General features: G+C 42.3%; 25 protein-coding genes. 20 read left to right on the top strand and 5 right to left on the bottom strand.

Going from position 1 to position 21,897, the window contains the following annotated elements; translation table 11 throughout:
- The first annotated feature begins 166 nt into the window (after positions 1-166).
- The 7 genes from spoIIID to ML543_RS09180 all read left to right on the top strand — a co-directional run bounded on the left by spoIIID (position 167) and on the right by ML543_RS09180 (position 4,727).
- On the top strand, positions 167-442 hold the full coding sequence (spoIIID, locus tag ML543_RS09210) for a sporulation transcriptional regulator SpoIIID (protein ID WP_243387057.1): 276 nt from the start codon (positions 167-169) through the stop codon (positions 440-442).
- A gap of 151 nt (positions 443-593) precedes the next feature.
- On the top strand, positions 594-1,595 hold the full coding sequence (gene mreB / locus ML543_RS09205; protein ID WP_243387055.1) for a rod shape-determining protein: 1,002 nt from the start codon (positions 594-596) through the stop codon (positions 1,593-1,595).
- 247 nt (positions 1,596-1,842) lie between these two features.
- Positions 1,843-2,661 (top strand): flagellar hook-basal body protein, encoded by an 819-nt coding sequence (locus ML543_RS09200; RefSeq protein WP_243387054.1) that lies wholly within the window; start codon positions 1,843-1,845, stop codon positions 2,659-2,661.
- A 22-nt stretch (positions 2,662-2,683) separates the two neighbouring features.
- The gene (locus tag ML543_RS09195) at positions 2,684-3,493 is read left to right on the top strand and encodes a flagellar hook-basal body protein (RefSeq protein WP_279326624.1); all 810 of its coding nucleotides are present in this window, start codon (positions 2,684-2,686) and stop codon (positions 3,491-3,493) included.
- 54 nt (positions 3,494-3,547) lie between these two features.
- Complete coding sequence (locus tag ML543_RS09190) at positions 3,548-3,811, top strand: DNA-directed RNA polymerase subunit beta (RefSeq protein ID WP_243387053.1); 264 nt, start codon at positions 3,548-3,550, stop codon at positions 3,809-3,811.
- A 115-nt stretch (positions 3,812-3,926) separates the two neighbouring features.
- Positions 3,927-4,349 carry a 3-hydroxyacyl-ACP dehydratase FabZ gene (fabZ, locus tag ML543_RS09185; protein ID WP_243387052.1) on the top strand — a complete coding sequence of 141 codons (423 nt, stop codon included), beginning with the start codon at positions 3,927-3,929 and terminating at the stop codon, positions 4,347-4,349.
- A gap of 120 nt (positions 4,350-4,469) precedes the next feature.
- Positions 4,470-4,727, top strand: coding sequence for a hypothetical protein (locus ML543_RS09180; protein WP_243387051.1), 258 nt, complete (start codon positions 4,470-4,472; stop codon positions 4,725-4,727).
- A 997-nt stretch (positions 4,728-5,724) separates the two neighbouring features.
- Here the strand turns inward: ML543_RS09180 and ML543_RS09175 are convergent.
- The 3 genes from ML543_RS09175 to ML543_RS09165 form a co-directional block, all read right to left on the bottom strand.
- A complete protein-coding gene (locus ML543_RS09175; protein WP_243387235.1) occupies positions 5,725-6,597 on the bottom strand; it encodes an IS3 family transposase in 873 nt (290 codons plus the stop codon).
- A gap of 11 nt (positions 6,598-6,608) precedes the next feature.
- Entirely contained in the window at positions 6,609-6,902 is a 294-nt protein-coding gene (locus ML543_RS09170; protein ID WP_243387050.1) for a transposase, read from the bottom strand.
- A gap of 411 nt (positions 6,903-7,313) precedes the next feature.
- Entirely contained in the window at positions 7,314-7,748 is a 435-nt protein-coding gene (locus ML543_RS09165) for a YwpF-like family protein (RefSeq protein ID WP_243387049.1), read from the bottom strand.
- A 281-nt stretch (positions 7,749-8,029) separates the two neighbouring features.
- On the opposite strand from ML543_RS09165, the gene ssb reads away from it, so the two are divergent.
- Positions 8,030-8,398: a single-stranded DNA-binding protein gene (gene ssb / locus ML543_RS09160; RefSeq protein ID WP_243387048.1), complete on the top strand. Its 369-nt coding sequence runs from the start codon at positions 8,030-8,032 to the stop codon at positions 8,396-8,398.
- A 101-nt stretch (positions 8,399-8,499) separates the two neighbouring features.
- Here the strand turns inward: ssb and ML543_RS09155 are convergent, their stop codons facing one another.
- Positions 8,500-8,748, bottom strand: a complete 249-nt coding sequence (locus ML543_RS09155; RefSeq protein WP_243387047.1) for a hypothetical protein — start codon at positions 8,746-8,748, stop codon at positions 8,500-8,502.
- 212 nt (positions 8,749-8,960) lie between these two features.
- Here ML543_RS09155 and ML543_RS09150 point away from each other — a divergent pair, with 212 nt between their 5' ends.
- The 10 genes from ML543_RS09150 to ML543_RS17245 all read left to right on the top strand — a co-directional run bounded on the left by ML543_RS09150 (position 8,961) and on the right by ML543_RS17245 (position 20,559).
- Entirely contained in the window at positions 8,961-9,920 is a 960-nt protein-coding gene (locus tag ML543_RS09150; protein ID WP_243387045.1) for a carbohydrate ABC transporter permease, read from the top strand.
- On the top strand, positions 9,921-10,748 hold the full coding sequence (locus ML543_RS09145; RefSeq protein ID WP_243387043.1) for a carbohydrate ABC transporter permease: 828 nt from the start codon (positions 9,921-9,923) through the stop codon (positions 10,746-10,748).
- Between the two features lie 72 nt (positions 10,749-10,820).
- Positions 10,821-12,104: an ABC transporter substrate-binding protein gene (locus ML543_RS09140; protein WP_243387041.1), complete on the top strand. Its 1,284-nt coding sequence runs from the start codon at positions 10,821-10,823 to the stop codon at positions 12,102-12,104.
- A gap of 153 nt (positions 12,105-12,257) precedes the next feature.
- A complete protein-coding gene (locus tag ML543_RS09135; RefSeq protein WP_243387039.1) occupies positions 12,258-14,060 on the top strand; it encodes a cache domain-containing sensor histidine kinase in 1,803 nt (600 codons plus the stop codon).
- Positions 14,038-15,648 carry a response regulator transcription factor gene (locus ML543_RS09130; RefSeq protein ID WP_243387038.1) on the top strand — a complete coding sequence of 537 codons (1,611 nt, stop codon included), beginning with the start codon at positions 14,038-14,040 and terminating at the stop codon, positions 15,646-15,648. Before ML543_RS09135 ends, ML543_RS09130 begins: the two co-directional genes overlap by 23 nt.
- Positions 15,611-16,330: a ThuA domain-containing protein gene (locus ML543_RS09125; RefSeq protein WP_243387036.1), complete on the top strand. Its 720-nt coding sequence runs from the start codon at positions 15,611-15,613 to the stop codon at positions 16,328-16,330. Before ML543_RS09130 ends, ML543_RS09125 begins: the two co-directional genes overlap by 38 nt.
- 86 nt (positions 16,331-16,416) lie before the next feature.
- Complete coding sequence (locus ML543_RS09120; RefSeq protein WP_243387034.1) at positions 16,417-17,472, top strand: Gfo/Idh/MocA family protein; 1,056 nt, start codon at positions 16,417-16,419, stop codon at positions 17,470-17,472.
- A 65-nt stretch (positions 17,473-17,537) separates the two neighbouring features.
- Positions 17,538-18,599, top strand: a complete 1,062-nt coding sequence (locus ML543_RS09115) for a Gfo/Idh/MocA family protein (protein WP_243387033.1) — start codon at positions 17,538-17,540, stop codon at positions 18,597-18,599.
- Positions 18,596-19,564: a sugar phosphate isomerase/epimerase family protein gene (locus ML543_RS09110; RefSeq protein WP_243387032.1), complete on the top strand. Its 969-nt coding sequence runs from the start codon at positions 18,596-18,598 to the stop codon at positions 19,562-19,564. Before ML543_RS09115 ends, ML543_RS09110 begins: the two co-directional genes overlap by 4 nt.
- Positions 19,565-19,731: 167 nt before the next feature.
- Entirely contained in the window at positions 19,732-20,559 is an 828-nt protein-coding gene (locus ML543_RS17245; protein WP_243387031.1) for a methyl-accepting chemotaxis protein, read from the top strand.
- Positions 20,560-20,610: 51 nt separating this feature from the next.
- Here ML543_RS17245 and ML543_RS09100 read toward each other — a convergent pair whose 3' ends face one another.
- Positions 20,611-21,003, bottom strand: coding sequence for a DUF3139 domain-containing protein (locus ML543_RS09100; protein WP_243387030.1), 393 nt, complete (start codon positions 21,001-21,003; stop codon positions 20,611-20,613).
- Positions 21,004-21,180: 177 nt separating this feature from the next.
- On the opposite strand from ML543_RS09100, the gene ML543_RS09095 reads away from it, so the two are divergent.
- Positions 21,181-21,489 carry a transposase gene (locus ML543_RS09095; RefSeq protein WP_419095366.1) on the top strand — a complete coding sequence of 103 codons (309 nt, stop codon included), beginning with the start codon at positions 21,181-21,183 and terminating at the stop codon, positions 21,487-21,489.
- Between the two features lie 8 nt (positions 21,490-21,497).
- On the top strand, positions 21,498-21,788 hold the full coding sequence (locus tag ML543_RS09090) for an IS3 family transposase (protein WP_243387028.1): 291 nt from the start codon (positions 21,498-21,500) through the stop codon (positions 21,786-21,788).
- Positions 21,789-21,897: the final 109 nt, after the last annotated feature.

Below are 21,897 nucleotides of genomic sequence, written 5' to 3'. Positions count from 1 at the left end.
TACAAACCTAACAAAGAGAGTGTTTGAGGTGAGGGATCGTGAGAATAGATTTTGGTCGCAGTAATGAAGTCACCTTCCAGTTAAACATCTATGATCTTGCGCTATACAATGGATATGCGAGTCTCATTTCACACTTCTCACATCCATATTAGGGAGGTCGAGTGGTGTGCACGATTACATCAAAGAACGTACAATCAAGATTGGAAAGTATATCGTGGAGACGAAAAAAACCGTTCGTGTGATTGCGAAAGAATTTGGCGTTTCCAAAAGTACTGTTCACAAAGATTTAACGGAACGATTGCCCGAGATTAATCCCGAGCTTGCGAATGAAGTGAAACAAATTTTGGACTATCATAAATCAATTCGACACCTTCGTGGTGGTGAAGCAACAAAGATGAAATATAAGAAAGAAGAGACGCTAAAAGAGGAGACTGTCAAGTAAACGTTCCTCTCAATGCCAATCGACAAAATTCTACAAAATCTAAAACTAATTTTTGACAAAAACATACTATTTCCAATGTTTTATGATAAAATAATAAATTAGGTATAGATGGATATTGGCGATTTGATTGGCAAGGAGGATCTTAATAAAAATGTTTTCAAGAGATATTGGAATTGACCTTGGAACTGCAAACGTGCTCATTCATGTAAAAGGAAAAGGCGTTGTTTTAAATGAGCCTTCAGTAGTAGCACTTGATAAAAATAGCGGCAAAGTATTAGCTGTTGGTGAAGAAGCTAGAAGAATGGTCGGTCGTACACCTGGCAATATTGTGGCCATTCGCCCGTTAAAAGACGGCGTGATCGCTGACTTTGAAGTAACAGAAGCGATGTTAAAACATTTTATTAGCAAGCTGAATGTAAAAGGGATTCTTTCCAAACCTCGCGTTCTCATTTGCTGCCCAACAAACATTACGTCTGTTGAGCGTAAAGCAATTAAAGAAGCGGCTGAAAAAAGCGGCGGTAAACAAGTGTTTTTAGAAGAAGAACCGAAAGTAGCTGCAATTGGTGCTGGAATGGACATTTTCCAACCTAGCGGAAACATGGTAGTAGATATTGGCGGTGGAACGACAGATGTAGCAGTTCTGTCAATGGGAGATATCGTCACCGCCTCTTCTATCAAAGTTGCAGGTGACCGCTTTGATAATGAGATCTTAAACTATATTAAACGTGAGTATAAACTATTAATCGGTGAGCGTACGGCTGAAGAAATTAAAATTAAAGTGGCAACTGTATTCCCAGGTGCACGAAACGAAGAAATTGATATCCGTGGACGTGACATGGTAACAGGCCTTCCACGTACGATTACGATTAAGTCTCAAGAAATTGAACAAGCATTGCGCGAACCAGCGGATGCTATCGTACAAGCGGCGAAAACGGTACTCGAAAAAACTCCACCAGAGTTATCTGCTGACATCATTGATCGCGGTGTAATCTTAACAGGTGGCGGTGCACTTCTAAACGGAATCGACCAGTTATTAGCAGAAGAATTAAAAGTACCTGTTTTCATTGCGGAAGATCCACTACACTGTGTAGCAGTTGGAACAGGAATTATGCTTGAAAACATGGACAAGCTTCCACGAAGAAAATTAGTATAATAAATAGTGAAGACCTGTCGGATGACAGGTCTTTTTTCGTTCATTCGCCAACGAAATATTTATAGGATATGTGTCTATGCTTTCACAATTTAATCTGAGCACTTTGTCCAATCCATTCTTCCGACCGACAGTGAAAACAGGAATAATTTACTACATAAATTTAAATTATTTTAATGTTAAAGAAATAATTGTATTTTATAATGAAAATTAGGGAAATGTGTCGGAATTTTTCGGATGAGGTGAAAGTATGATACGTGGCTTTTATACTGCTGCTTCTGGAATGCTTGCGCAGCAAAGAAGAGCAGAGATGTTATCGAATAATATTGCAAATGCGAATACGCCGGGCTTTAAAGCAGAACAAAGCGCCCTACGTGCGTTTCCAGAGCTGCTTTTGTCCAATATCGAAACGCTTCGCAATGGACAAGTGAAGCAAACGGAGCTTGGGACGATTAATACAGGGGCTTATTTACAGGAAGTCATTCCTACATATTCACAAGGAGATCTTCGAGAGACCAACTTAAATAGTGATATCGCACTAGTGGAAGAGGTCGTACCTTTCTTAGAAGAGACGAATGAAAAGGGTGCGCTCTTTTACGCTGTGCAAACACCGGATGGCCAAGTGAAATATACGCGAAATGGTCATTTTTCAATCGATGAGTTTGGACGCCTCTCATTAGGTGGGAATCTTGTGTTATCGACAACGGGTACGCCGATTGTCATTACGGAATCGGACTATCAAATAACACCAAATGGCCAAGTCATCTTGAGTGAGGGACCGGAGCAGCAAATTGATGTGCGTTTTGCTGCTGATGTGCGCAATTTAATTCGTGAAGGGAACGGCTTTTACCGTACGGTCGACGAGGAAGAATTACCGAGCGCCGTGAATAACGATGACATTCAATATAGTCTGAAGCAAGGCTATTTAGAAGCTTCCAATGTAGACATCGCCAAATCATATACAGAATTAATGACGGCTTATCGCTCGTTTGAAGCCAATCAAAAAGTTTTGCAAGCATACGACCGAAGCTTGGATAAAGCCGTAAACGAAGTTGGTCGGGTACGCTAATTAAAGGGAAGGAGTTCATTCCATGATTTTGCGCTCAATGATTACAGCAACGAATACAATGAATCAATTGCAAAAGCAAATTGATACGATTAGTCATAACATGTCTAACTTAGATACGAACGGATATAAAAAGACGAGCACAAGTTTTGAAGAGCTACTGAAGCAGCAATTCAACAACCAACCAGATGAAGAAAAAGAAGTTGGCAGACAAACGGATTTTGGGATTCGACAAGGGACAGGCGCGAGACTAACGACTTCGATGTTGTTCTCTCAAGGGCCTTTAAAACAGACGAATCGTGAGCTTGATGTTGCGCTGACGAAGTCTAATCAATTTTTACAAGTAGATGTAGGCGGAGATATTCGGTATACTCGAGATGGGGCATTGTATTTATCACCGACAAATGAAGGTGAACTCATGCTCGTAACAGCGGAAGGACATTCCGTATTGGATGCAAATCAAAACCCAATTGTTTTTGATGAAGCCGTAAAAGAATTTACCATTTCACCGAATGGAACTATAACGGCAATTCCACAAAATGATCTCGCAGAACTACAAATTTTTGAATTAGGGGTAGTTCAAATCAACCGTCCGGATTTACTTGTTGCTACTGGAAGCAATATGTATGAGCTTTCCATTGTAAATCCTGAGTATATTACCTTTTTAGAGAGAGACGAAATTGCTGTCCAACAAGGGGCATTAGAAGGGTCGAATGTAGATTTAGCAACGGAAATGTCCGACTTACTCGTAGCGCAACGTTCTTATCAGCTTAACGCCAATTCCATTTCCATTGGTGACCAAATGCTCGGTTTAATAAATAATGTTCGCTCTTAAAGGCCAAATTAACCGTATAGAATGTTGCCAAATTGAAAGAAGGGGTTAAGAACTATGGGTGCGGAACAAGTATCAAGTCGAGAAGAATTTAAAAAAGAGAAAAAAGCGAAAAAAAACGTGGAACAAGAAGAGCCACGTAAAATACGGATTCGATTAATCCCTATCTGGCTTCGTGTCATTTTAGTCGCCTTGGCTATGTCCATTAGTCTTGTGCTTGGGACAATGGTTGGCTATGGCGTGTTAGGGGACGGAAAGCCGTTAGATGCATTAAAACCTTCCACGTGGCAACATATTGTGGACCTTGTTGAAAAAGAGTAAGAATAATCATATACTTTTAAGTAGAAGGAAGGCTTTTCGTTGCCTTCCTTCTATTCGCATATAAGACGAAAATTGGCTTGCACCCAATTTTTTATACATAAGGAGGAGTTTGTCCATGTTAGACATTCAACAAATTAAAGAAACAATTCCACATCGTTATCCATTTTTACTTGTAGATCGTATTATTGAAATCGAAGAAGGTGTTCGTGCTGTTGGAATTAAAAATGTAACGGCAAATGAAGAATTTTTTAACGGTCACTTTCCAGATTATCCGGTCATGCCGGGCGTTTTAATGGTTGAAGCTTTAGCGCAAGTTGGGGCTGTTGCTATGCTTCGCAAAGAAGAAAACAAAGGTAAGCTTCCACTATTTGCGGGCATTGATAAGTGCCGCTTTAAAAGACAAGTAAAGCCTGGCGATCAACTTCGCTTAGAAGTAGAAATCGTTAGCCAGCGCGGCCCAATCGGAAAAGGAAAAGCCGTTGCAACTGTTGACGGAGAAGTCGCTTGCGAAACAGAAATCATGTTTGCAATTAAATAATTTTTTCACCTAACCTCGCTTTTAGAAGCGAGGTTTTTTTATGTCTCATTCATACATGAAAATTGGAAAGTTGGAGATATTAACAACTGTTTACACAACAAAAAGAAAGGAGCCATCAAAATGAACAAAAAATGGATTCTTGTTCTTATGAGTAGCTTAATGGCAGCAATGTTTGCAGTGGGTTGTAATGTGAACGACGAGCCCCCTCCACCAGAAAATGACATGGACAACGGATATGAAAACGAGGAAACCGTACCTCAAGATGAGCTTCCTCCGTTAGATGAAGAAACAGAACGCGAGCAAGAACTTGAAATGGAAGAAGACATGCAAAATGAGGACAACCTCGACCAAGACATGATGGAAAACGAAAATCAATAACCAATCAAGAACCCTGAAGCCGATTTAGGGTTCTTTTTTATATGTAAGAAGATTGAAGTAGAACACAGGAGAGAGTAGTTCGCGCATAGGGGAATCGAACACGCGCATAGAGGAGCCTGGTCCGCGCATAGGAGGGTCGGCCCCGCGCATAGAGGATCTGAGTCCGCGCATAGAGTGGCTGAGCCCGCGCATAGGAGGGCCGAATCTCGCGCATAGGGAGGCCGCCCGCGCGCATAGAGGAGTCGAGTCCGCGCAAAGGAGAGCCGAGTCCGCGCAAAGGAGAGCCGAGTTCGCGCATAGAGGATCTGAGTCCGCGCATAGGAGAGCCGAACCCGCGCAAAGGAGAGCCGAACGCGCGCATAGAGGATCTGAGTCCGCGCATAGAGTGGCTGAGCCCGCGCATAGGAGGGCCGAATCTCGCGCATAGGAGAGCCGAACGCGCGCATAGAGGATCTGAGTCCGCGCATAGAGTGGCTGAGCCCGCGCATAGGAGGGCCGAATCTCGCGCATAGGAGAGCCGAACGCGCGCATAGAGGAGGCGGGTCCGCGCATAGGAGAGCCGAGTCCGCGCATAGGAGAGCCGAGTCCGCGCATAGGGGAGTCGAGTCCGCGCATAGGGAGTCTGAACCCGCGCATAGAGGAGGCGGGTCCGCGCATAGAGGATCTGAGTCCGCGCATAGGGGAGTCGAGTCCGCGCAAAGGGAGTCTGAACCCGCGCATAGAGGAACCGAATCCGCGCATAGAGGATCTGAGTCCGCGCATAGGAGAACCGAGTCCGCGCATAGGAGGGCCGCCCCCGCGCATAGAGGAGGCGGGTCCGCGCATAGAGGATCTGAGTCCGCGCATAGGAGAGCCGAATCTGGACTTCTGTCAATAAAATGGACACATTAAAATGAAATGAATTTTGTTTAGATTCCCTACCGCACTACGTTTGGTGGGCTTTAGAGATCAAAAGTTGAAATTCCTAACTTTTGATCTCTAAACCTGAATGAGTGTTTTATGATATTTTTTCTTTGGACTTGTTTCGTATCTTCTCATATTCAGTGGGGGATAAGTAATCTAACGTTGAGTGCTTTCTACGGGTGTTGTAAAAGCTCCGAATGTAATAGTCAATCGCCTTTATTGCTTCTTTTCGTGTATTAAATCGTTTTCGATAAACAAGTTCCTTTTTGATGGTCGCAAAGAATGACTCTATACAGGCATTGTCATAAGGGTTCCCTTTGCGACTCATACTTGCTTTCATGCCATAATCGTTCAATTTCGTCATGTATTCACGGGAACTATACTGCGATCCCCTGTCAGAATGATGGATTAATCCAGGTTCAGGTTGCCGGTTTTCGATGGCCATGTTGAAGGCACCTAAGGCTAAGTCGGTTTTCATGTTCGTTCCCATTTGCCAGCCTACAATTTTTCGTGAAAATAAATCCATAATGGTAGAAAGGTACACCCATCCTTCTAAGGTCCAAATGTATGTGATATCTGAAACCCATACTTGATTAGGATGTTCAGTCTTAAACTCTTGATTTAAGAGGTTGGGAGGGTGGTTGGCCTCTTCATCAGCTACGGTAGTGTTCATAAATTTCAACTCTGGAATCGCCCTCAAGTTCATCTCTTTCATAAGCCGCCCAACAGTCTTTTGGGAAAGGGTGTAGCCCTGTTTTGTGAGGTCATGATGGATTCTGGGGCTTCCGTAAGTACCTAGACTCTCATGATAAGATTTGGCAATCTTTTGCTTCACTTCTTCCCTCAAAAGCTCTCGCGCTGTGGGTTCTCGTTCTTGATTTTTCAACCAATTGTAGTAACCACTTTTGGAGACTTTTAAGACTTGGCACATCCTCACAATGGCGTATTCATCACGATGGTCGTGAATAAAACGGAACTTTACTCCTGGTTTTGCGTGAAGATGTGCATGGCCTTTTTTAAGATTTCATTCTCTTCTCTTAGTTTTTCGACTTCACGTTGATGCTTCTTCATCAACTTTTCAACTTCTGATGGGGTTAAATACGTTTCGGAGTGCTTGCCTCGCTCCATCTTTTCTCGAAAATTTTTCACCCATCTTCCAATTGTAGAGGTCGCAATTTCAAGTTCATATGCAACATCTGTTTGTTTACGCCCTTCTTCAACAATTAACTTGGCTACATACTCTTTATATTCCTGATCATACTGTTTTCCCATTTAAGAACACGCCCTTTAAAAGTATTAGTTCTATTATAAATGAAATCCCATTTTGACGTGTCCATTTATTAGACTAGCTCAAAATCCGCGCATAGGAGGGCCGAACCCGCGCATAGAGGATCTGAGTCCGCGCATAGGGGAGTCGAGTCCGCGCAAAGGGAGTCTGAACCCGCGCATAGAGGAACCGAATCCGCGCATAGGAGAGCCAACCCCGCGCATAGGAGGGCCGCCCCCGCGCATAGGAGGGCCGCCCCCGAGCATAGGGATCCATCCACCCTGCATAAAAAAACCAACCCGCCCATAAAAGAACGCCCCCCGCTCCACAATGCAAATCGCCCAACCTCCATCATTTCGCCAATCTCTAATCTAATACAACAAAAAAAGCGCTCATGTTTCCATGAGCGCTTTCGTTTATTTCGATTCAGAATGGTTGTACAGTTTTTTCTTAAATGAGACGAGTAAGTCTTGTCCGGATAACCCTTTTGAAATGAGGTCATTTAATATTTTTTCCGCATCGATTTTGGCGGAGCGGAGGTTGTACATTCGTCCTTCTAGTAAGAGGGAAATGCGTTCCTCAAGTGGTGTAATGGATTTTACTTTTGCGACTATTTGAGCGGGTGTGTTGTTCTTTTTGGTAATGGTTACGAAGAGACGAAGCTCGGATTGGTTTTGTGCGTTGCGCTCGAAGTAGTAGCGGTATCGCTTCGAGATTAATGCTTCGATGAGCCACGAGTTTTCGCCGTCTTCTTTATTAATGACGAGTCCGTCTATAATTGGGATATCTTCAATTCGTCCTTCTTGTTCTTTTCGTTCAACTTTTAATCCGACTAGTTTGAACGTTTTCACTTCTAGCCCTCCATCCCCAACATAATGTTACATACCACAACTTACCATTATTATACCATAAGGATTGAGGAGCTAGTCATGCTACGATGCTCTGCGAAAAAAATGAAAAAAACGCGAAATTTCGAGAAAGAGTTCGAATTCAGCGAGCGAAACATGATTCCTGCCATACGAAAAACTCATTTTCCATGTCGAACGTGGTTCGAAAAGTATATTTTACACTTTTTTCAAGTTGATTCGTTTCTTTTACAATAAAGTTGTATCAAGCAGGAAGGAGGGTTGAGGTGATCAATCAAGTAACGCTTGTTGGGCGCTTAACACGTGATCCAGATATTAAATATACGACAGATGGAAAAGCGGTGGCGAACATTACGCTAGCAGTAAGTCGCAAATTCCGTAATCGTGCTGGGGAAATTGATACTGATTTTGTGAATTGTACGCTGTGGCAAAAAACAGCAGAAAATACGGCAAATTACTGCCGTAAAGGGTCGATTATTGGTGTGACTGGGAGGATTCAAACGAGGCAATATGAAAATAAAGAAGGCAAACGCATTTATGTGACAGAAGTATTAGCCGATTCCGTTCAATTTATGGGTACGCCCCCTTCAAAGGTTCGAGCTCGTGAGCTTGTTGTAAACGAAGCGCAAGAGTAACCCTCAACGATTTTCCTCATTAGAAAGAATCAAGGACTTCCCCTTCTTGTCCTCACGCTTTGCCAGCCGTTTTGGCTGGTCTTTTTCATGTCGCAAAAACCTTACAGTTTAATTTGTCGCTCACCGATGCTTGCTGTGATAAAGGAGCGATGTTCACGTTGTTTAAATTGTTCGTATGCTTTATGGAACGCGCGCTTTCTAAGTTTGTCGGCTCCGCTTCCTAAAATGAGCATGTTGTCTCGCTCTTGGCTGATGACAACTTGCGTAAAAGTTCCGTAATCAAAATACTCTACTTGCAACCGCCCGCCTTGGTCAAAAACATATAAATTTCGATAAAATGGGATATTCATGCTGCATCCCCTTTCCTTAATATGTAATAACTATTTTACAAAATAATTGAATAGATTGAAAGTTTTAAAAATTAACAATACAAACGTTTGCCTGTTCGTTTTAAAAAGTCAAAATTGTGTACCATTTAGGTCAATTTAGCGACCCCTTTAATGGAAGCGTATTCATTATAATAAAGGAAAGCGATTACAAAGGACTGGGTGGTGAGGCGCGAATGAATACGAATACGGAAGTCGAACGGATTTCAAAGTCAAACACGGTACATACAGATGTATCCGTGGAACCGATACGGAAGCGAAAGGTCAATTGGAGAGGAATTTTATCGTATACAGGATTTGTCGGTCCGGCACTTTTCTTTTTCGTCTTAATTCAAATTATTCCGTTTGCTATGGGACTATATTATTCTTTTACATCGTGGAATGGGGTTAGTTCCGCAGTGGAGTGGGTCGGACTTGAAAACTATAAAAAAATCTTTACGAGCGATGTGCAGTTTCGTGACTCGTTTATATTCACAACGAAGTTTACGATTGCTGCTGTGATCATTAGTAATATGCTCGGTTTTGGTTTAGCCTTATTGTTAAATACGGCGTTGAAATCACGAAATATTTTGCGAACGGTTTTCTTCGTTCCGAACGTCATTGGGGGGTTATTACTCGGATTTATTTGGCAGTTCATTTTTGTCAAAGGGTTTGCGTCGATCGGAAACTTAACGGGTATGGCCTTTTTCCAACAGCCTTGGCTAGGCGATGAGACGACGGCCTTCTGGGGCATTGTCATCGTGTTTGCATGGCAAATTAGCGGTTACATGATGGTTATTTATATCGCAGCGCTTCAAGGGGTGGATAATAGTTTACTAGAAGCGGCGCGAATTGATGGTGCGTCAAACTGGACGCTTTTAACGAAAATTATCATTCCGCTTATTTTACCAGCGTTTACGATTTGTTTCTTCTTAACCATATCGATGGCATTTAAGATCTTTGATTTGAACATCTCGTTAACAGGCGGTGGACCATTCAATTCCACGCAGTCTGTGGCGATTAACATTTACCAAGAAGCGTTCCAAAATAACCGTTACGGACTTGGAACCGCTAAGTCGATTTTATTCTTCATCATCGTGGCGATTGTCACAACGATTCAAGTGTGGACGACGAAGAAAAGGGAGGTTGAGGCATAGATGGATCAGCGCTATACGAAAAAAACGCTCGTGCTTGAGGTTTTTGGCATTGTACTCGGCCTCATTTTCCTCATCCCGTTTTACTTCGTCTTAGTAAACTCGGTGAAAAGTTTTGCGGACATTTTAATGGATGCCGCCGCATGGCCGAAAGAATTTCGTTTTGATAACTACGTAAAAGTATGGAATATCCTTGATTTCCCGCGAGCCTTTTGGAACTCGCTTGTCATCACGGTTTTCAGTAACATTGGAATCGTCGTGCTAACGTCGATGGCCGCTTGGAAGATGGTGCGGACACCTGGAAAGTTTAGCAAAATCTTATTTATCTTTTTCGTATCCGCCATGGTTATCCCGTTCCAAACGGTCATGATTCCGCTCATGAAATGGGGAGGAGCGCTAGGGCTCACAAACAGTATTCCGGGACTTATCATTATGTATTTCGGATTCGGGGTTCCGCTTTCGCTCTTCTTGTATCACGGGTTTGTCAAAACGGTGCCACAGGAAATTGAAGAAGCGGCTCGTATTGACGGTTGCAGCCAATTCGGCGTCTTTTGGCAAATTGTATTCCCACTATTAAAGCCGATTACGGTCACGGTGATCATTTTAAATACATTATGGATTTGGAATGATTACTTATTGCCATTACTCGTTTTACAAGATGCAGAGCTTCGAACGATTCCGTTAGCTGCGAGTTCCTTCTTTGCGCAATATACGAAGCAGTGGGATATGGGACTAGCTGCGCTCGTACTTGGCGTCGTGCCAATCGTTATTTTCTTCCTATTCTTGCAGCGCCATATTATTAAAGGCATTGCACAAGGGTCAATTAAATAGGGATCTAGCTTTCGTCTTATTGGACGAAGCTGATATATAAAAAAACAAAGGGTAAGAGGAGGTCATTACGTTATGAAAAAAATTTGGAGCTTGTTTTTAGCCATGCTCGTCATGGTGGGGATTTTAGCTGCATGTTCCTCATCGAGCGATACATCAAGTGACAATAATGACGGTGATGCATCGGGGGATGATGTTGTCACACTGAATATGTTCCAATTTAAAGTGGAAATTGCTGATCAATTAGAAGAAATGATTAAGGAATTCGAAAAAGAGCATCCAAACATTAAAGTAAAGCTTGAAACAGTTGGTGGAGGTGCCGATTACGGTGCTGCGCTAAAAGCGAAATTCGCATCTGGAGAAGCACCTGACATTTTCAACAACGGTGGTTTTAAAGAATTAGAGCTTTGGAAAGAGCATTTAGCAGACCTTTCCGATGAGCCGTGGGTAGAGCATGTATTACCAATTGGAAAAGTGCCAATGACGGATGAAGATGGCAAGCTTTACGGAATGCCAGTAAACCTTGAAGGATATGGATTCATTTATAACAAAGATTTATTCGAAGAAGCGGGAATTACAGAGCTTCCACAAACGGTTTCTGAACTACAAGAAGCAGCGAAAAAACTTGAAGCAGCAGGAATCACACCGTTTTCTGCAGGTTACGGTGAATGGTGGGTAATCGGACAGCATTTATTAAACGTACCGTTTGCTCAGCAAGAAGATCCAGTGGCGTTCATTGAAGGCTTAGACAATGGTTCTGAAAAAATGACGGAAAACGAAAAGTTTAAAGCGTTTAAAGATGTCATTGACACTGAAGTACAATTTGCGAATGACAACCCAATTACTACAGACTACAACACGCAAGTAACACTATTTGCATCAGGCCAAGCAGCGATGCTTCAACAAGGAAACTGGACAGAAAACATGATTTATGAAATCAATCCTGAAATCAACATGGGCTTCTTGCCAATTCCAATTAGCGACGATGCAGCAGAGTCTGGCAAAATTCCAGTCGGTGTACCGAATAACTGGGTTGTAAACAAAAACTCTGAGCATTTAGAAGAAGCAAAGCTATTCTTAGATTGGATGGTTAGCTCTGAAACAGGTCAGCGCTACATCACGGAAGAATTCGCCTTCATCCCAGCGTTTGATAACATCGAACCGTCTGGTTTAGGGGATTTAGGTCAATCCATCTTAGAATACTCGAAGGAAGAAAAGACAATTCCTTGGACGTGGTTCAGATGGCCAGATGGCGCAAATAAAGAATTCGCAGCGGCGATTCAAGAATATGCTGCTGGAAAAATCGACTACGAAACACTTCTTGAGCGCTTCCAAAACACGTGGGATAACTTGAAATAATGACAGAAAGGGGCTGTCGAGACGTATGGGCTCGCTCCCCTTTTCTTTCCATATGAAAGCCTTGTCTCAATCGTTCGTTTCGAAGTATACTTTTGGAAAAAGAAAGCCAAATGCGCTTTCGTTTTTCGATGTATACGCATGGGGGATCAATCAGTGATTAAACGAAGCATTCGGAATAAACTCATTTTATTAATGCTTGTTGCGACCGTTTTACCGTTTGGGAGTTCGATTTTAGTGACGTATTTTTACACGAAAGAATCGCTCAAAGACCGTGTCGTTCAAGAAAATAGCAATCTTCTTTATCAAGGAAAAGAGAATTTAGAAAACTATATTCATAAATTAAATGATTTATCGTTGTCGCTTTATAACAACCAAAATTTCATTAATTTTTTGCGGTCGTCAGAAGAGCGAGAGTATTATTACTCACTCGATGTCGTGAAAAACGTCATTTTAACGATTTTGTATTCGGATGACCAAATCGACCGCGTGCATATTGCGTTTACGAATGACGAACGGGTTTTGTCTGCTTCTCGTCGTACGACCGTCTTGTTTTCTGAAGAAATAAAAGAAGACAATAAGCCGGCGTATGAGAAAGCGAAAAATAGTCCGTATCACTTGTATATCGAGCCGATTCAAACACAAGCCATTAATACGACGGATGTTTCAAAAGATGTCATTACGTTGCACCGTGCGTTCACCAATACACCATCGGAGGAAGTGCTTGCGTATATTTCGTTGGAAATACTTCCGGAGAAGTTTTTCGAAATAAGCGAAAATATGTACAACAAAGAAACAGACGAGTTTTACATTTTCTCACCCGATGGCCAAGTGATGTATAGTTCAACCTCAACCAATGTCACGAATGAAACGTGGGTACAGGAAATGTTAAAAACAGAAGAAGAAAGCGGGACGATTGAGTGGAAAGACGGTTCGTTTAACGGGGTGATGATGTACGAAAGAATCGCGCCTACTGCTGGTGGGTGGCTACTCGTTAAGCGCGTGCCGTATGCAACGCTTCACTCGAGTGCTGTCCATGTTGCGCAGATCAACATTTCGTTTGGTATTATCGGACTTTCACTTGTCATTTTGGCAACGTTTTTCGTGTCGTTAAAAATTACATCGCCAATTCGAATGCTGCTTACGAACATTCAAGAAGTAGAAAAGGGGAATATGAATGTTCAGTTTAAGAAGTTTCAAGAAGACGAGGTCGGCCTTTTAGGCATGCGGTTTCAACAAATGATGAAAAAGCTGAATGATTTAATTAACCGAGAATATAAGCTCGAAATCGAGAACAAGACGAATCAATTAAAAGTATTACAATCGCAAATCAATCCACATTTTTTATATAATGCACTTCAATCGATTGGCACAGTTGCCTTAAAGCATCAAGTGCCGCAAATTTATTCACTCGTCACGCATCTGTCGAAAATTATGCGGTATGCGATGGAGACAGATGAAGACATCGTGTCCTTAACGAAGGAAATGAATTATACGAAAGCCTTTTTGCTTTTGCAAAAGGAGCGTTTCGGTGACCAGCTTCACTACACGATTGAGATTGAGGAAGAGCTTTTAGACGTCAAGGTGCCGAAAATGCTGTTGCAACCGATTATCGAAAACTATTTTAAGCATGGGTTTGATATACGTGACGGCGTCGGAGAAATTCATATTAAGGTCGAGAAAAAGGATGAAAGCCTTTTGTTAACGGTGAAGGATAATGGCGTCGGTGTCTCTGAGGAACGTCTGTTGGAAATTTATGAGCATTTTCAAGCAGGAAACAAGAAGACCGATGGAGAACAAACCAATATAGGGTTGAAAAATGTATATACACGTTTGACCCTTTATTACGGCGAGGAAGCCGATTTACGACTTGAAAATCACGAAGATGGTGGACTACTCGTAACGATAAAGCTTCCGTTAAAGGTGGATGGTGGGAATGAAAGCGATGATCGTGGATGATGAAAAACATGTACGAGAAGGCTTAATGTTACTAGCGGATTGGGATACGTTTGGAATTCAAACGGTCTTAGAAGCGGAAAATGGTGAGGAAGCAACCGAACTCATTTTAATGCATCAACCCGATATTATTTTTACCGATATGCGCATGCCAAAGCGTGATGGGGTTAGTTTGCTCAAGTGGATTTCCGAGCAAAACTTAGAAGCGAAAACGATTGTCGTCAGCGGGTATGACGATTTCGAGTATATGCGGAACGCCATTTATTACAAAAGCTTCGACTATTTGTTAAAACCGATTGATCCTGATTTGTTAAATGAAACGTTAAACCGAGCCGTTTCCGACTTGAAACAGCTAAAAAAGAAACGAAAGTCCTCCATTGAAGACAACAAAGTGATGAACGAAGTGAAGCAATTGTATATCGATCAGCTATTTTCCAGTGTGATTCGCTCCGCTCAAGAAGCAAGTGAGGCGTGGCGAAAATTAGAAAAGCAACTGGAAGTGGATTTGACGAAAACGACCTTCACGGTTGCGACGATTCAAGTCCGTCCGATAATCAATCGGTTCCAAGGTGATGCGGACCTTTGTTTCTTTTCGTTAAACAACATGTGTCATGAACTAATTCGTTTAAACGGAGTGGGCGTGAGCTTTCGAAATGTAAATGAGGAAGCAGAGCTTGTCATTGTTTGTTGGAACAATCAGCCGATTCGCTCGTTATTAGAAAAGCTTCATTCATCCATCTATCAATTGACCCACGTTCGAACACCGATTGCGCTTGGAGAAGAAAAGCGAACAATTAAGGAAGCGTACCAATCCTCTCGGTTAGTTGGTCAAACGTATTCGCTACTGAACCCGAAACCAATCGTTTCTATAAGTGATCGAATGAAACGGCCTATTTTGCACCTTCTGGATCACTCGAAGGAATTGCAATGGGCGTTAAAAAGTGGGAATAAAGAACAAATGACTGAGGTTTTAAACCGCATATTCCATACAATGGAGACAAATCATGCTCTTACGTATGAGCAAATAGAAGAATGGGAGAAAGCGTTTTCGATTCTTCAAAAGAGTTGGATGACTGAGTACGAGATGGAACGAGATCACGAGATTTATGAAGGAAAAGACTATTGGAACGCAGATGGGACATTTTCTTTCTCTACGTTTAAGCGTGAGAAAGAAAAAGAGTTTCATCGTTTAATCGAAACGTTGACCGAACGGAAATATCAAACAGAAGAAACGAATATGCAGCAGATTGCTGCGTATTTACGCGAGCATTACGCAGAAGATATTCAACTTCAAGCGATTGCCGATCGGTTCTATTTAAGCCGAGAATACATTTCTCGTAAATTTAAGCAAGAGTTTCATGAGACGATTACCGATTATGTAACTACGATTCGCATTGAAAAAGCGAAGGAGTTACTCGCAAACGCTCATTTCAAAATTTACGAGATTGCGTTTCAAGTAGGCTATCAAAATGAAAAGTATTTTAGCAAAGTATTTAAAAAAATGGTCGGCATGACGCCGAACGAATACCGAAATCAAGAAAGGAAGGATTACAATGGTAAGAGTAACCGTGTGGAACGAAAACCGTCATGAACAAAAAAGTGAAGAGGTACGTTCCGTTTATCCAAACGGTATTCACGGGCAAATTGCTCACTTTTTAGAAGAGGCAGGCTACGACGTGAAAACGGCGACGCTCGATGAACCGGAGCATGGACTAACGGAAGATGTGTTAGAAAACACTGATGTACTCGTTTGGTGGGGACATATCGCCCATGATGAAGTGGATGATGAAATCGTAAGTCGTGTAAAAGAACGTGTACTCGATGGCATGGGGCTGATTGTACTTCACTCTGGTCACTTCTCCAAAATCTTTAAAACATTAATGGGTACAACATGTGATTTAAAATGGCGTGAAGCGAATGAAAAGGAACGCATTTGGGTAGTCGATCCCACGCATCCCATTGCAGAAGGATTAGGCGAGTACTTTGAGATTGAACGTGAAGAAATGTACGGTGAGCATTTCGACATTCCTGCGCCAGATGAACTTCTTTTTATTAGCTGGTTTGAAGGCGGCGAAGTGTTCCGAAGCGGCTGTACATATAAACGAGGCAATGGGAAAATCTTTTATTTCCGACCAGGACACGAGACGTATCCGACGTACTACAACGAAAACGTACAAAAAGTCATCATTAACGCTGTGAACTGGGCGAAAAAAGCGAATACAACGAAGCCGACGTACGGCAATCATAAGCCGTTAGAACCGATTAAGCTGTAAGAAAAGGCTTATTGGTTGGTGGTTAAAACCATTTGTGCAAACGTTTGCTTTTAATTTTTCTATATTAAAAAGGGAGGAATCCATTTATGAAAAAGTTAAACATTGGGGTTATTGGTTGTGGAAGCATTGCGAAACATCGTCATTTACCGGAGTACGCACAAAATGAAAACGTCAACATTGTTGCCGTTTGTGATCCAGTCGAAGAGCGTGCTGCAGAAATGGCGGCAAAGTATGGTGCAACACCGTATACGAATTACGAAGAGTTGCTTCAAAATGAAGCAATCGATGCGGTGAGTGTCTGCACGCCGAACTATTTACACGCGCCGATTTCCATTCAGGCACTAAAAGCAGGTAAGCATGTCCTTTGTGAAAAGCCAATGGCGACGTCAAAAGAAGAAGCAGAAGCGATGATTGAAGCGGCAAAGGAATCTGGGAAGAAATTAATGATTGCCCATAACCAACGCTTCGTTCGCTCGCACGAAAAAGCGCGCAAACTCATTGAAACGGGTGAAATCGGGAAGATTTATAGCTTCCGTACCGCATTCGGACACCCTGGACCAGAAGGCTGGAGTGCAGATGGAAAAGACAGCTGGTTTTTCCGCAAAAACGAAGCGGCAATGGGGGCAATGGGAGACCTTGGTGTTCATAAGGCCGACCTCATTCGTTTCTTGCTCGGGGAAGAAGTAGTAGAAGTCGGTGCATTTGTAGAGACGTCAGCAAAAGAAAACACAGACGTTGATGACAATGCGACATGCATCTTAAAAACAGAAAGCGGCATCGTCGGAACGCTTGCGGCAAGCTGGTCGTATAACGGTTCTGAGGACAACTCGACGATTATTTATGGAGAAAAAGGAATTCTTCGCTTAGAAGATGACCCGAACTACTCATTAATTGTCCAATACAGAAACGGGGAAGTAGCCAAATATGAGCTTGGTGCCATCCAATCAAACGATGAAGGTGGCCAAACGACTTCCCACGTGATTGATCATTTCATTTCCACGATTTTAGAAGATAAAGAGCCACCGATTTCAGGCGAAGAAGGCATGAAGTCACTAATGGTGATTCTTGCAGCCTTTAAGTCTGCGGAAACAAAACAAATTGTTTCAACGAATGAGTTGGTAGAAAAGCAACCAACGAACTAACAAGTACACAGAAACAGCCTAGCGAGAGTGCTCGCTAGGTCTGTACGAGAAATTGAGGTGTTTTCATGAAACCATTCAAAGTAGGAATGATCGGAACAGGTGGAATCGCGACATCCCGCCACATCCCAGCATTTCAAAAGCTCGGCGACCACGTCGAAGTGACAGCTGTATGTGACGTCAACCTCGATCGAGCGAGAGCTGTCCAAAAGGAGTTCCAAATCACTCACGTATTTGAAGACTATACCGACATGTTTCCTCATGTGGATGCGGTAGTCATCTGTACGCCAAATAAATTCCACAAAGAAATCACCGTCGCTGCGTTACAAGCAGGGGTTCACGTTCTATGCGAAAAGCCGATGGCATTGAACGGCAAAGAGTGTGAGGAAATGGTGGCAGCGCAAAAGGAATCCGGTAAACAGCTTTGGATTGCCTACCATTATCGCTTTATGAAAGAAGCGATAGCGGCGAAAAAAGTGATGGAAGAATCTGAGATTGGAAAGCCACTCGTGGTGCGCATTAAAGCACTCAGGAGAAGAAAAGTGCCTGGTTGGGGCGTCTTTACGAACAAAGACTTGCAAGGTGGGGGCTGCCTCATCGACTACGGCTGCCATTTACTCGACTTAGCTCTTTGGCTCATTGACAACTACGAAGTAAGCGAAGTGACTGGCACAACATATGATGTACTCAGTAAAATGAAAGATCAAGTAAATGAATGGGGAGCATTCGACCACGCTACGTTTAATGTGGAAGACCACGCCACAGCTTACATTCGATTAGCAAACGGAACGAGCATCCTTTTTGAAACGTCTTGGTCAGCGAATATTGAAAAAGATGAAGACACCCTCTCCATCTCAGGTGAAAAAGGAGGACTTGACGTCTTTCCGTTCCGCTTGAACTACGCAAAGCATGGGATGTTGTGGAATAGCGAAGCCACTTACATTCCATCAGAAGGAGAAGAAGGCTTCCTTCAAGCAAAAAGCTTTGTTGACGCCTGCCTAGGCAAAATAGAGCCAGTCGTCAAACCAGAACAAGCGATGCAAGTATCCAACATCATTGATGCCATTTACGCAAGCAGTGAGCGAAAAGAAAGCATTTCATTATTACCATTGAAGGAGTGTTCGTCATGAAGTTAGGAGTATTCACCGTGCTTTTTTCCGATAAATCATTTACGGACATGCTTGATTACGTGCAGCAATCTGGTTTACAAGCAGTTGAGATCGGCACAGGGAACTACCCTGGAAATGCGCATTGTGCGTTAGATGAACTACTAGAAAGTAAAGAAAAGCGCGAAGCATACATCAAAGAAGTTGAATCAAGAGGGCTAACAATTAGCGCGCTTAGCTGTCACGGAAACCCGTTATCCCCGGACAAAGCGTTTGCGAAACAATCACATGAGACGTATGTAAAAACTGTCCAGCTTGCTGAAATGATGAACGTACCGGTCGTAAACTGTTTCTCTGGTGTCGCGGGCGACCAAGAAGGAGCGAAATATCCGAACTGGCCGGTTGCTCCGTGGCCAAATGAATACGGCGACATTTTAAAATGGCAATGGGAAGAAAAGCTCATCCCATATTGGAAAGAGTGGGGTAAATTCGCCCAGGACCACAACGTAAAAGTCGGCCTTGAGCTACACGGTGGCTTTTTAGTACACACGCCTTACACGATGTTAAAGCTACGAGAAGAAACGTGTGAAGCTATCGGGGCGAACTTAGACCCGAGTCACTTATGGTGGCAAGGCATTGACCCAGTAGCGGCGATTAAAATTCTCGGAAAAGAAAATGCGATTCACCATTTCCATGCGAAAGATACGTACATCGACCAAGAGAACGTCAACATGTACGGTTTAACGGATATGCAGCCTTACGGAAACGTACAAACACGCGCTTGGACATTCCGTTCTGTCGGCTGTGGTCATAGCTTACAAGAATGGTCCGATATGATGAGTGCCCTTCGCACATTCGGTTACGATTACGTCGTCAGCATCGAACACGAAGACCCACTTATGTCGATTGAAGAAGGCTTTAAGCGTGCCGTTCGCAACTTAAAGCAAGTATTAATTGAAGAACAACCGGCCGATATGTGGTGGGTGTAAAAAGGAATTCAATCGTCCCTTCACGAAGTTAATGTGAGGGGATTTTTTTTATTCTTCCTAATGTTAACTATTTCACAATAATGTTAACATTCACCCTCTGTTTGAGTAAATTTTACTATGTTAAAAAAAGGAATTTTGGATTATTACTTCATTTAAAAGGAGATAACATGTCAATTTATACGAATGTTCAAACAGATGCTGACGTATTAGATGCAAAGGCGATTTTATCAGCGATGGAACGCAACTTAGCACTCATTCAATTTAATTTGAATCGTCGAGTGATTTGGGTGAATGACCATTTTGCACGCGCCATGGGGTACACTCCAAGAGAGATGATCGGCCTAGACCATCAATACTTCTGTACAGAAGAATATCGACGCAGCTACGAATACGCTGAGCTATGGAATAACTTGCGAAAAGGTGTCAAATTCCAAGAGAAGATCCAGCGCATCAACAAAGCTGGGAAACTCATGTGGTTAGAGGCAACGTACATTCCTGTCTTAAATGAAGAAGGGGAAGTGGAATCGGTTCTTAAAATCGCGACCGACATCACCGAGCGTGAAAACACAACGGCGGAAATCATCCGAAAGCTGAAAGAAATGCCGGATCAGCTCGTCAACATTGTCTTGAAAAATTCTAACGATAAGTTTGAAGCATTAAAGTCGTTAAAGAGTCAAATCGACTTAATTGAAGATACATCAAGAGTGGTGAAAAATATTTCCTCACAAACGAACCTCCTTGCGCTAAATGCAGCCATTGAAGCAGCGCGTGCAGGCGAGTATGGTAGAGGATTTAACGTCGTCGCACAAGAAGTGAGAAAGCTTGCTGGAAATGCAAACGACGCCATTCAAGAAATCGATACAAACGTTGAAAACATCGAAAAAGAATTGGCGAAAGTAAACGAAATCACCGAAGAACTACATAAAATCATTACCGATACGAAAAAACAATTCGATCTCATCATTACCGAGATTGAAAGGTTAACGTCGAAATAAACGGAAGGGAGTCTTGCGCTGAAGCAGACTCCCTTTTATATGTAGTAACATTTAGTAACAATTTCTAATCATATGCTTTCTTTCTTCTGTAAAATCTACTTCGTACGCTTCGGTCTCTTCGCTGTAATATATACAGTGTTGCTGAACTTCCCCTGATTCTCTCAGTTGTACATACATATATTCTTCTTCCGGTTCATCTTGAAACACGACATAAGCAACAGTGCCTTTAATGGTATCCGTGTTATATTTCATGTTGTATGTTGCTTCAATGGATAAAAGGTCTTCTTCTGTATAGCCACTTTCTATTAAGTGTTCTTTCACTTGTTTTTCCATTAAATAATTCCGTATGAAGTTTCCTTGTAGGGCATCATAGATAAACATTGGAATCCCCACAACAATCATACAAAGCAACGTCATAACGATTGGTTTTTTATATTTTTTCAAAATAACTCCCCTTTGCCGAATGCTTATATTGTTATTTTATTCCAATTATACATGTCGTCAAGAGGGGATTTTGAAAGTGTTGCCAATACATATCACATCAAAAAGAAAAAGCGAATGGGTATTGATATGATCCCCTTATAGTAGACAGAAAAAAGAAAGCGAATTAATCTGTCTATTATGGAGGGGATTTTTCTATGGGAAAAATACGAAAATGATGTAAAGTTTAAAAAGAAAGTTGTGGATTTATATTTGAAAGAGGGCATTGGCTATGTAACGGTGGCGAAAGAACTAGGGATTCATCATTCCATGGTACAGCGATGGGTGAAACACTATGAACAGGAAGGAATGAAAGGGCTGGAGGAAACGCGAGCAAAGGCCAAAGGACCAGGCAAAGGAAGACCGAGAACTCGTCCAGAAGATCCTGAAACGAAAATCAAACGCCTTGAGGCGGAAGTAGAGATGCTAAAAAAGTTTTTAAAGATGTGAAAGGGGGAATGGAAGCCGTACCAACTCACAAGAAGTTCGCCATCATTCATGAAATGGCTGGTAACCATATTTCTATTCAAGAATTATGTAAAATTGCAGGCGTGTCTCGAAGTGGATATTACAATTGGGTAAAACGGCAGAAGCACCCTTCTCAGAAGCAATTAGAAGACGAGCAGTTAAAGATAAAAATCGAGAAGTGCCATAAAAAACTGAAAGGAATTTACGGGTATCGAAGAGTCAAAGTCTGGCTTAAGAGAAAATACAAACTGAATATCAACCATAACGAGTACAAAGGTTGATGAGAGAGATGGGAATTTGTGCGGTGATTCGGAAGAAACGACCTTATTACGGGAAGAAAGAGCCTTATGTCATTTCGGATAATCATCTAAACAGGGAGTTTCACGCGTC

This window comes from Bacillus kexueae, from assembly GCF_022809095.1.
Lineage (GTDB): Bacteria > Bacillota > Bacilli > Bacillales > Aeribacillaceae > Bacillus_BZ > Bacillus_BZ kexueae.
This window is presented reverse-complemented; position numbering and strand designations above follow the sequence as displayed.

Coding starts and splice junctions, on each gene's coding strand:
- mreB (WP_243387055.1), top strand. CDS start 594: ATGTTTTCAAGAGATATTGGAATTGACCTTGGAACTGCAAACGTGCTC.
- ML543_RS09200 (WP_243387054.1), top strand. CDS start 1,843: ATGATACGTGGCTTTTATACTGCTGCTTCTGGAATGCTTGCGCAGCAA.
- ML543_RS09195 (WP_279326624.1), top strand. CDS start 2,684: ATGATTTTGCGCTCAATGATTACAGCAACGAATACAATGAATCAATTG.
- ML543_RS09190 (WP_243387053.1), top strand. CDS start 3,548: ATGGGTGCGGAACAAGTATCAAGTCGAGAAGAATTTAAAAAAGAGAAA.
- fabZ (WP_243387052.1), top strand. CDS start 3,927: ATGTTAGACATTCAACAAATTAAAGAAACAATTCCACATCGTTATCCA.
- ML543_RS09180 (WP_243387051.1), top strand. CDS start 4,470: ATGAACAAAAAATGGATTCTTGTTCTTATGAGTAGCTTAATGGCAGCA.
- ML543_RS09170 (WP_243387050.1), bottom strand. CDS start 6,902: ATGGGAAAACAGTATGATCAGGAATATAAAGAGTATGTAGCCAAGTTA.
- ML543_RS09155 (WP_243387047.1), bottom strand. CDS start 8,748: ATGAATATCCCATTTTATCGAAATTTATATGTTTTTGACCAAGGCGGG.
- ML543_RS09150 (WP_243387045.1), top strand. CDS start 8,961: ATGAATACGAATACGGAAGTCGAACGGATTTCAAAGTCAAACACGGTA.
- ML543_RS09145 (WP_243387043.1), top strand. CDS start 9,921: ATGGATCAGCGCTATACGAAAAAAACGCTCGTGCTTGAGGTTTTTGGC.
- ML543_RS09140 (WP_243387041.1), top strand. CDS start 10,821: ATGAAAAAAATTTGGAGCTTGTTTTTAGCCATGCTCGTCATGGTGGGG.
- ML543_RS09130 (WP_243387038.1), top strand. CDS start 14,038: ATGAAAGCGATGATCGTGGATGATGAAAAACATGTACGAGAAGGCTTA.
- ML543_RS09125 (WP_243387036.1), top strand. CDS start 15,611: ATGGTAAGAGTAACCGTGTGGAACGAAAACCGTCATGAACAAAAAAGT.
- ML543_RS09120 (WP_243387034.1), top strand. CDS start 16,417: ATGAAAAAGTTAAACATTGGGGTTATTGGTTGTGGAAGCATTGCGAAA.
- ML543_RS09115 (WP_243387033.1), top strand. CDS start 17,538: ATGAAACCATTCAAAGTAGGAATGATCGGAACAGGTGGAATCGCGACA.
- ML543_RS09110 (WP_243387032.1), top strand. CDS start 18,596: ATGAAGTTAGGAGTATTCACCGTGCTTTTTTCCGATAAATCATTTACG.
- ML543_RS17245 (WP_243387031.1), top strand. CDS start 19,732: ATGTCAATTTATACGAATGTTCAAACAGATGCTGACGTATTAGATGCA.
- ML543_RS09095 (WP_419095366.1), top strand. CDS start 21,181: ATGGAGGGGATTTTTCTATGGGAAAAATACGAAAATGATGTAAAGTTT.
- ML543_RS09090 (WP_243387028.1), top strand. CDS start 21,498: ATGGAAGCCGTACCAACTCACAAGAAGTTCGCCATCATTCATGAAATG.